The organism is uncultured Winogradskyella sp. (genome assembly GCF_947501905.1).
Taxonomy (GTDB): domain Bacteria; phylum Bacteroidota; class Bacteroidia; order Flavobacteriales; family Flavobacteriaceae; genus Winogradskyella.
The window spans coordinates 1-12581 of sequence record NZ_CANMXL010000003.1; the positions used below are offsets into that span (position 1 = coordinate 1).

At 32.8% G+C, this 12581-nt stretch carries 8 protein-coding genes and 1 pseudogene; 1 reads left to right on the top strand and 8 read right to left on the bottom strand.

Annotation, left to right across the window (positions count from 1 at the left end):
* Positions 1-722: pseudogene (locus Q0770_RS06885) on the bottom strand (hypothetical protein); the annotation flags it as partial.
* A 1495-nt stretch (positions 723-2217) separates the two neighbouring features.
* Between Q0770_RS06885 and Q0770_RS06890 the strand changes: the two are divergent.
* The gene (locus Q0770_RS06890) at positions 2218-2643 is read left to right on the top strand and encodes a VOC family protein (RefSeq protein WP_299115373.1); all 426 of its coding nucleotides are present in this window, start codon (positions 2218-2220) and stop codon (positions 2641-2643) included.
* A 596-nt stretch (positions 2644-3239) separates the two neighbouring features.
* Here the strand turns inward: Q0770_RS06890 and Q0770_RS06895 are convergent.
* The 7 genes from Q0770_RS06895 to Q0770_RS06925 form a co-directional block, all read right to left on the bottom strand.
* Positions 3240-6665 (bottom strand): two-component regulator propeller domain-containing protein, encoded by a 3426-nt coding sequence (locus Q0770_RS06895; protein WP_299115375.1) that lies wholly within the window; start codon positions 6663-6665, stop codon positions 3240-3242.
* Positions 6666-7098: 433 nt separating this feature from the next.
* Positions 7099-7932 (bottom strand): DMT family transporter, encoded by an 834-nt coding sequence (locus tag Q0770_RS06900; protein ID WP_299115377.1) that lies wholly within the window; start codon positions 7930-7932, stop codon positions 7099-7101.
* Between the two features lie 68 nt (positions 7933-8000).
* A complete protein-coding gene (locus tag Q0770_RS06905) occupies positions 8001-8669 on the bottom strand; it encodes a bifunctional 4-hydroxy-2-oxoglutarate aldolase/2-dehydro-3-deoxy-phosphogluconate aldolase (RefSeq protein WP_299115379.1) in 669 nt (222 codons plus the stop codon).
* A gap of 9 nt (positions 8670-8678) precedes the next feature.
* Positions 8679-9701, bottom strand: a complete 1023-nt coding sequence (locus Q0770_RS06910) for a sugar kinase (RefSeq protein ID WP_299115381.1) — start codon at positions 9699-9701, stop codon at positions 8679-8681.
* Positions 9702-9707: 6 nt separating this feature from the next.
* Entirely contained in the window at positions 9708-10463 is a 756-nt protein-coding gene (locus tag Q0770_RS06915) for an SDR family NAD(P)-dependent oxidoreductase (protein WP_299115383.1), read from the bottom strand.
* 38 nt (positions 10464-10501) lie between these two features.
* Positions 10502-11803, bottom strand: coding sequence for an MFS transporter (locus Q0770_RS06920; RefSeq protein WP_299115385.1), 1302 nt, complete (start codon positions 11801-11803; stop codon positions 10502-10504).
* Between the two features lie 31 nt (positions 11804-11834).
* A complete protein-coding gene (locus tag Q0770_RS06925; protein ID WP_299115387.1) occupies positions 11835-12536 on the bottom strand; it encodes a FadR/GntR family transcriptional regulator in 702 nt (233 codons plus the stop codon).
* Positions 12537-12581: the final 45 nt, after the last annotated feature.

The window sequence follows — 12581 nt, forward strand, 5'->3', positions numbered from 1 at the left end:
TCAAAGACATCAGAGTTGGCATTGATTACGGTAATCAATTCATTAAAGATATCACCTTGGTTAGTGATATTGTTCACTACATCAGCAATCACATCTATAGTGATGCTATCTCCATTGGCATTGGTAAGCTCATAAGAGCCATCTCCATTATCTTCTAAAGTTGTTGTATTGGCATCGAATATTACTTCCGTGCCATCGGCTGCTGTATGTGTAAAGGTACCGTCATTATTATCTTGGAATACATCAGAGTTGGCGTTGATGACGTTGATAATCTCATCGTAGATATCGCCTTGATTAATAATGTCATTAGTAATCATAGCAACAATATCTACGGTTTGATCCATACCAGCTTCATTAGTATAAGTAATAGTGCCATCACCATTATGAACCAGATTTGTTATGGTTTCATTAGTTTGAATTAACGTAACGACATCGTCCATACTCGTCATGCGTTGCCACTTTGTACCATCCCAATAATGATAACCTGGTGTAATATCGTTAGTTACTGTATTCGTATTAAATACAAGTAAACTATTTGCCGGATTAGGTATTGTAGCTACATCTGTACTACTTGTTAAAGGAATTCTAGGAATTAATACGCCTTTGTTATTGGACAATACATCTAGTTGTGCTGAATTGTCTGGAAGAGGTGTACCTACACCTACTTGCCCATAGGCTAAGCCTATAATGCATAGAAAGAAAAAAGTAAGTAGTTTTTTCATAAAAGTTTAGTTTAATGATTATTAATTAGCATTAGTCTCGATTACAACATGCGCAGACCTACTAAGCATCTCTTTAATTGTATTAATTAAGAATCGTATTTAGTAAAACCAGAAACCGATATGTTCAAGATTTAAATGGGAGAATCAAGTCTGTATCGTTTACCGAAAAAAGGTTTACGTGCATTTATAAGTGTGAGACCTCATTTTTAATAGCTTTTTGTTTAAGTTTAGTAATTGAGTGACAAATGACGCTTACTTATTGATATAATTAAAGGATGATGTAATAATCGGTCTGTTTTGTGACACAAACGGGAAATAAATGCAATATCTGGCAGTTTTTCGAACTATTGAGTGTCAGATTATTCTAAGTATATATTGATGAATTATAGTTGTTTAAGCAAAAAAGCCTTTTGGTCTGTTATGGTTAAGGATAGATTTTTACAATAAAAAAAGCGCAATTAAAGTATTGCGCTTTTAAACCAAATTTAACTGTAAACTTAAACCAATTTTAATTTACAGGTATGCACAAATATATATGTATATAGCTTTGATAGGCTGCCTAAAGTAATAAGTGGTCGTTTTTTTGTATAGATGGTCAAAAACTAGATATACCTGTTTTTATATTTTTAAAATCAAATGACGTAAAAAGCGTATACGATTGTATGAAAACCTTGAAGTTGTTGTGGGTAGGTTTTAAACTAAAAAAGCGCAATTAAAGTATTGCGCTTTTAAACTAATCTAACTGCAAACTATAATGTAAACTATAAACAATATTATAAGTTTACAGGGGATGCAACAAATATATGTATATAGTTTTGACTAGGTAATCTAAAGTAATAAGTGGTCGTTTTTTTGCATTAGCGGTCAAAAACTAGATATATCTGTTTTTATATTTTAACATCAGATAGCGTTGAAAGCGTATAAGATTGTATGAAAGCCTTGAAGTTGTTATGGGTAGGTTTTAAACTAAAAAAGCGCAATTAAAGTATTGCGCTTTTAAACTAATCTAAACTGTAAACTATAAACGATTTTAATTTACAGGGGATGCAACAAATATATGTATATAGTTTTGACTAGGTAATCTAAAGTAATAAGTGGTCATTTTTTTTTCATTAGCGGTCAAAAATTAGATATATCTATTTTATATTTTAACATCAGATAGCGTTGAAAGCGTATTAATATTATGCGAATCATGCAAAAACCTATTATTTGGTATGTTATATGGGGTTTTAAATGTAAAAACTTACACTTATCACAGAATCCTAAACACTTATGTTGCTTTTTGGTACATATATTCATTCACTTTTTTAAAAACGTACTTGTTTTTAGACATTTACCTATTATACCTACATTTTATTAGATATAAAACCTGTCGTTTTATAATAACTACTACCAAAGTGCTAAACTAAGTTTTTATGCAAGACAACTTTATCATACAATTTATAAATCAAAAAAGGGGAAATTTTAAAGAGCTGCAAAATTATACATATATCTTATGAAATCTATCACACCTTTTTTTATAATAGACTACCAATGCGTAGAAGCCTTTTCTTTTTACAAGGATGTATTTAACGCATCAGTAGTTGAAGAAAATTATGAGGAAAATGATGTTATAGGGCTAAATAATGAGCACTTAAAAGGGAAGCTTAACAATATCTGGTTGCAAATTAATGATACTATTAATTTAAGAGGGTGCAATCGCTCTAGCTTTTTTAATCAGTTTGAGATTCATGTTCCTTTTAATGTTATGCTTATTGACGCAGACTCTAAAGAAGAATTGATTGATTTGCATCAAAACTTATCTTATAATGGAAAAACCGTTTTAAGTATAAGACGTACAAATTGGTTTACTTTTTTCTGTATGGTATTTGACCAATTTGGAGTCTATTGGATTATTGTATATGATGCTAATAAAAAGTAATACTTCTTACTCGACTAACAACTTTACTTCTACTACAATTCCTGAAATAACTTCAAAAAATAATGGAAATGTATAATCTCTTTCTCTTGTTCTAGTGGGGCGATGGTAATTCCCTAATACTTTTTGTGCATCCTCAAACTAAACATAAGTAATTATTTTCTGATGCTTTCCTTCATACATCGTTTTTATACTTTCTGCATTTTTCCAATAGAAAAAATCACAGTAAAAAGAGTTTTTAAACAATTGATGTATGAGTTCAGTGATAGATGTTTTCCATTTTAAGTGGTAAGCCCAATAGCATCCCCATGCCGTTTTAAATCTGCAACTGTAAAGGCTCTGGTGAGTAGCATCCCCCATAATTGTTTGACCATTTGAAATTTATTATGTATGGAAAGACTATTTTTTATTATTTAGTACTTTACTTGAGGCAGATGATAATGTAATAAATGCGCCTTAGATGTGATTTGGAATACTATTACTTTAATTATTCTTGTATCAATGATATTCAGATATTTGAGTAGGAGTGATATAGTTGGCTAAACTGACTATCCAATAAAAATAACAGAATTTCAGTTAGTTGTTACCTTATACCTTAACTAACTTGTCAAGTATATTGGAATATTGAGAATTACTTTTGTTCCAGAAGGTTTACCGTTATTATAAAGGTCAATTATATCATAACTCATTTTTAAATTAGAATTTGTATTATTTATTTCTATACGTTCATTCAAAATTTGTGTTGCTAATGATTTATGTCTAGCAATCTGTTTTTGCTTATTGGTTTCGGCAGCAGCCCTTCCGATTCCATTATCTTCTACCTGCCCAATAATAAACCCTTCAGACTGATTAATTTTTATATCAAGCTTTCTATTGTCTTTTTTTGGTTGAAGTCCATGTATCAAAGCATTTTCTATGATTGGCTGAAAAAGCATACATGGAATCAAGGTGTTCTTTAGATCAATATCATCTGAAACCTCAATGCTAGTTTCAAGGTTTCCTCCTAAACGGTTTTCTTCGAGTTCTAAATAAGAACTTATATATGAGATTTCGTCTACAAGTGGCAAATATTCAGACTTACTCATATTTAAAGTAAGTCGCATCAGTTTTGAAAAAGCACTTATTAACTTGTTTGCAGTGCGTTCGCCTTTTAATATTATTGCACTTTGTATATTATTTAGTGTGTTAAAAATAAAATGTGGATTCATTTGAGCTCTTAACGCGTTTAGTTCTAACTGATTCATTTTAGCTTTAATATTGGCCTGTCGCTCTTGTTCCTGACGTAATTTACTTACTCGCCATTGACTAAAGGTATATATTAACCCTATAACTATGAGTATGTACATAGTATATGCCCACCATGTTTGCCACCAAGGGGGCAGTATTAAAAAACGATAGGAAAATGGTTCGCTCCAAATACCTGAAGATCCCTTGGATCTAATTAAAAAGTTATGCTCGCCATGTGGGATATTTCTGTAATCAGCAAACTCGGAATATGTGGGTTCACTCCATTGATTATCGACACCTTCTAGCATAAACTGATACTCTACATTAGCAGGGGCTGACCAATCTACAGCTGAAAATCTGAACGTAAGATGGTTTATATAATACGGTGCTATAAAATTTCCGGGGAGATTCGTAAAAGGCACTAAGCTGTCTACGGTTCTGGCAAGTATCTTTCGCACTAGCGTTCTACTACTATATGTACTATCACTAAGTTTGTTATACTGTATATGTTCTTGTTTAACATTAATTGTATGTAATTGTATTTTTGGAATTTTGTTATTTGGTGTGTAACTAGAAATATCTTTGTATCCAAACTCTTGGTTACCTCCCATCCAAAGTTTATCTTTTTCAATCACCAAAGAGTTACCATTTGCAGACTTGAAAAGGTCTTGCTTACTCCCCATGTTTGTACTTTGATATCCAACAACACCTTTCTGGCTTTGAGGAGCTAACCTGCTTAATCCATTATTTGTGGTGACCCATAATATGCCTTTATCTTCAGATATAATATCCATCGGAGCTCCTCCATACAGTAAGCCCGAATTACCAAAATATAACACTTCATCAACCAATTGATCACCCTTAGTATTAGGGTAAATTTTACCTATATATCGCTCATCACCAAACCATAATGTTTGGTCTTTGCCAGCTTCTATAAAAAATTCATCAGCATAATAAGCACCAGGATTATTGAAGAAAAGAAAACATTTATTATTTATATATCGAACTATACCATCATGTCTCCAAAACCATACTCCATCTTGATTATCTATAGCTACATTACTTATCCACCTATTTGGCTGGTTATTCCCAAAATTAAAATATAAAAAATGTTTACCATCATACTTTATAACTGTATCTGAAATAGTACCCATCCAGATATTTCCTTCAGAATCTTCGTTAATTGAAGAAATAGCTATGGCCTTACCGTCTTTGGTTGTTAACCAAAATATTTCTGATACTCCATCTTTATATCGAATAAAGGGAAAGTCGTGAGATCCCAACCAAAGATTATCTTTTGAATCAATGAAACATGAAATAAGCCTATCACTACCGAGTGAAAATTCGTTTTTGTAAATCTGAAATCCATTATCGCTAAATGTAGTTAAACCGCCCTGAAAAGATATTATATGTTTTTTGCCTACAGTATCTTTAGTTAATCCTATAACAAAACCTTCTGTGATTTCATCTTCTTTGCCCCAGTATTTAAATGAATTGGGGTTGAGCTTATTTAGACCCCCATCATATGTCGCTAGCCATAAATTACCGCTATCGTCAGGAGTTATTTCCCGAATAATGCCTCCGCTTAGACCTTCATTTTTCGAAATAATCAAAACCTCTTCTCCGTTTAAATAGCCTAACCCTTCTCCCCAAGCACTTCCGAACCAAACTCCTTCGTTTTCATCACAATGGACTGATAAGAGCTCACGAAAATCATCATCTCCTTGAAATTTATAATCGTAAAACGAACCTCTTTCGTACTTCATAAGGCCTCTTTGATAGCTGGCTAACCAAATCCCATCATCACCTACTGGACTTAGATCCATTATATGTCCTACTCTATGGTGTTTGAAAGTGTCTTGACTATAGCTAACTAATCCTCCATTGGTAGCTATCCATATAGTTCCTGTTTGATCCTCTTTTATTTTATTGATATATGCATTAGGCAGACCGTCTTTCTTTTGAATCAATTGAAAACTCCAACTATCTTCATGTTCATAAAGTAAGATTAAACCATCATTTGTTCCTATCCAGTACCGATTTGATTTATCTTGAAAAATACTATTAATACGTTGAATTTTAAGTTCTTTAACCGAACTGAAGTTTAGCAACGACTCTCCGTCGAACATAGTTAGTCCACCAAAAGAATATAAACCAAACCATAAGTTGTTATTATTATCTTCGTAAGTGACGTGAGCATAATTATTTTTAAGGCCATTTTCTTTAGTGAATTTGGTTATTGAATGTCCATCAAACCGACTTACTCCTTGCTCGAAGTCTGAAATCCACAAATGATTACGACTATCTCTAAAAACCCCATGTAAAAATTTACCTCCTTTATTAAATATTTCTAGACTTAAATAGCTAATGGATGTATTGCTGTTTTCCCTTCTTGTCATTTTGATATTATCTATAGACTCGGGCCATATTACATCCACTTTTTCCGGTCCGTAAATTGTGTCTCGTGCTTCTATCAATACTCCAAACTTAGGCACCCTTTTTTGCTCTTCTTGGGGTTTGATTTTTATGTCAAGAAGCTTTGGCTTTTTATCCAATCGTAATCTTGTAATTTTTACTTTAGAAAAAGGATAGTCTTTAATGACAGGAGGTTGTTTTATGGTTTTTAAAGTTCTAGTTACATGTAACGTGTCTATTGAGAAAGGGAAAACTATACCTTCGATGTTTTTACTGATACTATCAGGAAAATGTAAAGAACTTTCTAAATTATTGGACTCGATTAACACATCTTTTTTGTGTGTATTTGAACATGCACTAATTATCCCAATTACAAGAAACACAATTAGTCTTCTACATAATTTGACCAAGAAGAATTTTGACAAACTGAATAGATGGCTCATAAATGTTTAATAAAAGTTTGAAGTTAAATATATTAACAAATGATTAATTATTTATTGAATATTGTTTGTAATTGTCTGGAGGCTGATTAAGTACAAGTTAAAATATTAATCGAATAATTTTTAATTGTTATTAAGCATGAATATTTCATTGACCACAGCTTCAGTTACATATCTATTATTTTTCTTTGTTATTATTTTATCCTTATAACTATAATCCCTGACTAAATTTTGTCTTGTAGTTTTACCACATCATTAAAAGTTATTATTTCTGGATTTTGTTCTAGTCTAATAACTAGTGGTAATTTATTTATCTGTTGAGTCTCAGTTATCCAAAAAGACTTAGACTATTTACAAACAATTATCACATAGGTACTTATTTTAGTCCCTTTACAGCTGTGTTTAGTGTAAGCCCAATAAGTATAAGTATTATTCCTAATACGCTTAATAAAGTATAGGTTTCATCTAACCAGATTAATCCAATAAGCATAGTAAAGACAACTTCAATATATTTTAGGGGAGCTATTCTGTTTACTTCAGATTCTTGTAGTGCCTTTGTCATGTAGTATTGTCCAAAATACCCAAAAACGCCTAAGCTTAATAAAATTAGCCACTCGGCACCCTTAGGATTGGTCCAATTATAATAAGTAAATACACCTGACAGTACAGTAGAAATAACCATGAAATAGTTTACTACAATCAAAGGGTGATCTTTAGAACCTATTTTTCTGATTATAATAAAAACTAATCCTGTAAAAATTGCAGAAACAACTATGTATAAGAGTCCAATATTTAAAATTTCTCCATCAAACCCCTTAAGAATAAAAACCCCAATAAATGCAATACCAAAATAAAACCATTGTATAGGTTTTATCTTTTCTTTTAAAATAAATAAAGCAAAAAAAGCAGCAAAAATAGGAGATATGTAGCGTATAGAAACTGCTGTACCTGTGGTTAAATATTTGAGAGACATAAAAAATAGAGTCATCGCAACAAAACCAATAAGTCCTCTAGCAACAAGCAATTTTCTTTTATTCCCTAATAGGTTTAGCTTAAGTTTTAAAATAAAGGGTATCGTAAAGAATAGAGTGCCTATAGATCTAAAAAATACGATTTGATAAACATTGAAGTCCTCTAGACTCTTTACAAAGATATTTAGCAATGCAAAAGCCATCGCACTTATGCACATAAAAATTATAGCCTTTCTCATTTTACTATTAATTACAAAAGCCTTCCTAATTTATTTAGAAAGGCTTTTGGGTTCTAACTATTCTCAAATTATTGTCGAACCGATTTAATAATTTCTAAAGCCGATTTAGTATCTGACTCTATTTGCTCTAGATTATAATTGCCATTAACGTCTTTTTTAATCAATTTAGAGCCCATTCCAACACATGTAACTCCAGCATTAAACCAGCCTTCTATGTTTTCTCTGGTTGGTGAAACTCCGCCTGTAGGCATAATACTTGTCCATGGCTGAGGACCTCGTATTGCTTTTACAAAGTTTGGACCATAGATACCACCTGGGAATAATTTTACAATTTCACATCCTAATTCTTCTGCACGGCATATTTCTGTTAATGACCCACATCCAGGCGACCATAATACTTTGCGTCTATTACATACTAATGCAACATCTTCTCTTAGTACTGGTGTTACAACAAAATTTGCGCCTAAGTTCATAAATTGAGATGCAGAAGATGCATCAGTCACTGACCCAACTCCTAAAATCATTCCTGGGAGTTCTTTAATTACGTACTTGTTGAGTTCTCCGAAAACTTCGTGGGCAAAGTCCCCACGAGCAGTGAACTCTAACAATCTAGCACCACCATCGTAACAAGCTTTGATTACGTTTTTACTAACGTCTATATCTGAGCTATAAAACAATGGGACTAAGCCAGTTTGCTTCATAACATTTGCGACTTCTATTCTTGAATATTGTGCCATAGTGTTACCTTATCTAGAGACTTTTCCTGAAGTATCTCCTTGTATCATTTTTTCAATTTCTTCAATAGTAGCTAAATTATAATCTCCTGAAATAGTATGTTTCAAACAACAAGCTGCAACAGCAAAATCTAAAGCTTTTTGAAAATCTTTATCATATTTTAGTAGCCCATAAATTAAACCACCCATAAAGGCATCTCCACTACCAACTCTGTCTACAACTGGAGTAACTTCTTTTACTGCAGCATTGTATATCTTTTTTCCATTAAAAAGTATACCGCCAATTCTTTGATGCGAAGCACTAATTGAATATCTTAATGTTGTAGCTATGAGTTGTAAATTAGGGCAGACGTTAAATATTCTTTCATAAAGCTTAGGTAAAGATTTTTCATCTTCATAATTAGGACTTACTTTATTTTCACCCAACATAAGATAAGCAGTATCAATATCTCCTAATATAATATGGCTATATTCTAATAATTTTGGCATTACTTCATGTGGCGCTTTTCCATATTTCCATAGCTTCGAACGATAATTTAAATCACAAGATATTTTAAGTCCTAACTTGTGAGCCGTCTGAACGGCTAATAAACATTGTTCTGCAGCACTATTAGAAATAGCGGGCGTTATTCCGCTCCAATGAAACCATGTAGCATCTTTTAATATGTCATTCCAATCAAAGTCTCCTGATTTAGTTGTTGCTAAAGCACTATTTGCTCTATCATAAATCACTTTACTGCCTCTTGTTCCAGCTCCAGTTTCGAGATAATAAATTCCTAATCTGTCTCCGCCATAAACAATATTACTTAAACCTACTTTTAACTTCCGCATTTCTTTTACTGCACAAGCGCCTATATCATTTTCAGGAACTTTAGTAATAAAATCGGTTTTAATACCATAATTGGCTAGAGACACCGCCACATTAAACTCTCCTCCGCCATATGAAGCTGCAAATGACTTAGCTTGTATAAATCGTAGATGGCGCTCTGTAGATAAGCGTAACATAATTTCACCAAAAGTAGCTACTTTATTCATCTTTAACTATATACCTAAGGCCTGACCTCCTCCAATTTGAATCGTTTCGGCTGTTATAAATGAAGCATCCTTACTCGCTAAAAAAGAAATAACACCTGCAACATCTTCTGGTTGTCCTAAACGACCTAACATTATATTATTTGCCCATGAAGCAAAAACCTCGGGTTTTGTTGATTTTATTTGCGCATGAAATGGGGTGTCTATAGTACCTGGAGAAACAGCATTTGCCCTAATGCCATATTCTGCTAAGTCTTTAGCTAATGCCCTTGTAATAGCATGAACACCAGCTTTTGATGTACCATATATTCCCGCTCCAGGTCCACCAGCAGTCCATCCGGCATTAGACGTGTAGTTAATTATCGAAGGATGTTCGCCTTTTTTAAGAAAAGGTATTGCGGCTCTTGATGCAAAAAACACAGAATCAAGATTAAGAGCCATTACATGTCGGTAAAATTCCGTCGTCATTTCTTCAAAACGAGATCTGCCTCCTAAACCACCGGCATTATTAACTAGCACATCTATTTGTCCGTATTTCTTTCCTATGGCTTCAATGTTTGACTTAACTAAGTCTTCCTTTGTTACATCGAAATTATAATATTCGGCATTAATTCCTTGAGCAGTAAGTTCTTCTATTCTTTTTGCTCCAGCTTCTTCATCAATACCATTAAGTATTACAGTATACCCGTCTTCACCTAATCTTTTAGCTACTGAAAAACCAATACCACCTGTTGCGCCAGTTATTATTGCTATTTTTTTACTCATTGTATATCTTAATTTTAAGTTTTTATATTCTCGTTGTATTAACTATTATTTTGTAATAATTGAATTTTTGGAATTAGTAGCCAAATAGATAGAAATACTATACCTACTAAGGCTGCACCTATGAGAAAAACATATGAATAGTTTTCTACAGGAAGCTTGTCAGCGATATACCAAGTTAAGCCAGCTGCAGCAAATTTTGCAGACATGCCCGCAAGACCTGATAATGTACCTACAGATTTACCATTAAATAAATCACTTGGTAAGGTTTGTATATTTCCGATTGCTGTTTGAAAACCAAAAAGAATAACAGCCATAATTAATACTGCAAACAAGGCATTTCCTGGAGCGCTTAATGCTAATAGGGCTGGAAGCATTATAACGCAACCAATACCGATAGTCATTTTCCTTACTTTATTTACACTCCAGCCTTTTTTGAAAAAGGCTTTAGCGAGCAGACCACCAAATGGAGCACCAATCATTGCGCCTAAAAAAGGAATCCAGCCATATGTTGTTATACCTGAAATATCCATATTAAAAACATTCACAAGATAATTTGGTATCCAAATCACAAAAATCCACCAGATAGGGTCAATTGCAGCTGATGCAAGTATAACACCCCAACTTTGTTTCTTGCCTAGAATTTTACCATAGCTTAAGCTTTTTTGCTCCTCATGATTGTCATTTTTTACATCTTCATTTTCTTGACCACTAAGAATAAACTCTTTTTCATCATCAGTAATCCAAGGATGTTTTTTTGGTGGAGATTTAACATAAATCATCCAAGGTATTAACCATAAAAAACCTAGCAATGCTATTATTAAAAAGACTAATTGCCAGTGTAAATTTTGGGCTAATAAACCAATAACAGGTATAGAAATCATGGCGCCAAAAGATGCGCCAAAATTGAATATTCCTTGTGCTACAGCGCGCTCATTTGTAGGAAACCATTCTGCGTTTGCTTTTGCGGCTCCAGGCCAGTTGCCTGCTTCTGATAAACCTAGTAGTGCTCTTACAAAGGTGAAGCCTGCAAATCCTTTAACCAGCGCATGTAATGCTGTTGCTAATGACCAAAATCCAATGGATAAAACAAATCCTATTCTAGTGCCTAATTTGTCAAAAATTCTACCAAAAAGAGCTTGACCTAAAGCGTAGGCAATGATAAAGTAAAACCCTATTTTACCATATACTTTCTTTCGGCCTTCTTGATCTAAGTCAGGGTATAACTCTTCGGCGATGCCAGCTTCCCATAAGACAGAAAATGCTTGCCTATCGATATAATTTATTATAGCGGCTAAGGCAATTAATCCTATAACCCACCATCTTAGTCCTTTTTTTTTCATCTATTTATTTTGATCGTTAGCGCAATATTAGCTATACATTATAACAGTATTTATAGAGCTCGCTAAAATGCTCTTTCATTTTTTGCTTAGCCAATTGTGGTGTTTGGTCTTTTATAGCTTCATAAATTGCTTGATGCTCTGCTATCCCTTTTTGCGCTAAGTTTTTATCACAAACATGGTATTTTTCAAAATTTGTAATAATTTCTGGAGTAATAATTAGCATAAAAGTATTCATCGTACTATTTCCACTAGCCTTTGCTATCGCAAGATGAAATAGTAAATCTTCTTGAACAGCATCTTCTCCATTTAATACCTTTTCAGTATATGCATCTAATGCATTTTTCATTTTTTCTAAATCCTCTTCTGTTCTTCTTAAGGCTGCTAAACGTACAGTTTTTAGTTCTAAAAGAATTCTTGTTTCAACTAAAGACTTAAAGTCAGGGTCTTCTAATCTTAAAATATCTTCAATCATACCATTCATTGCTATGACTCCAATATTTGCTACAAAAGTTCCGCTTTGAGGAATAGAATTTAATAGTCCATAAAATTCTAGTTTTTGTATAGCTTCTCTGACATTGCTTCTAGAAACACTGAATCTTTCTGATAACATACGCTCTGAAGGTAATTTATCACCAGGCTCTAGGTTTTTAAGATTTATTAAATCTCTAATTTGAGCAATAATTGCATTCTGTGAATTTAAACTATCTTTTTTTGCTAATGTCTCTAACTTCATACTTTAAACTTTGATTACTAGATGCATATGTAAAAATACATCTAT

Bases quoted from the DNA above. Each gene is read 5' to 3' on its own strand.
- Q0770_RS06890 (WP_299115373.1), top strand. From the start codon at position 2,218: ATGAAATCTATCACACCTTTTTTTATAATAGACTACCAATGCGTAGAA.
- Q0770_RS06900 (WP_299115377.1), bottom strand. From the start codon at position 7,932: ATGAGAAAGGCTATAATTTTTATGTGCATAAGTGCGATGGCTTTTGCA.
- Q0770_RS06905 (WP_299115379.1), bottom strand. From the start codon at position 8,669: ATGGCACAATATTCAAGAATAGAAGTCGCAAATGTTATGAAGCAAACT.
- Q0770_RS06910 (WP_299115381.1), bottom strand. From the start codon at position 9,701: ATGAATAAAGTAGCTACTTTTGGTGAAATTATGTTACGCTTATCTACA.
- Q0770_RS06915 (WP_299115383.1), bottom strand. From the start codon at position 10,463: ATGAGTAAAAAAATAGCAATAATAACTGGCGCAACAGGTGGTATTGGT.
- Q0770_RS06920 (WP_299115385.1), bottom strand. From the start codon at position 11,803: ATGAAAAAAAAAGGACTAAGATGGTGGGTTATAGGATTAATTGCCTTA.
- Q0770_RS06925 (WP_299115387.1), bottom strand. From the start codon at position 12,536: ATGAAGTTAGAGACATTAGCAAAAAAAGATAGTTTAAATTCACAGAAT.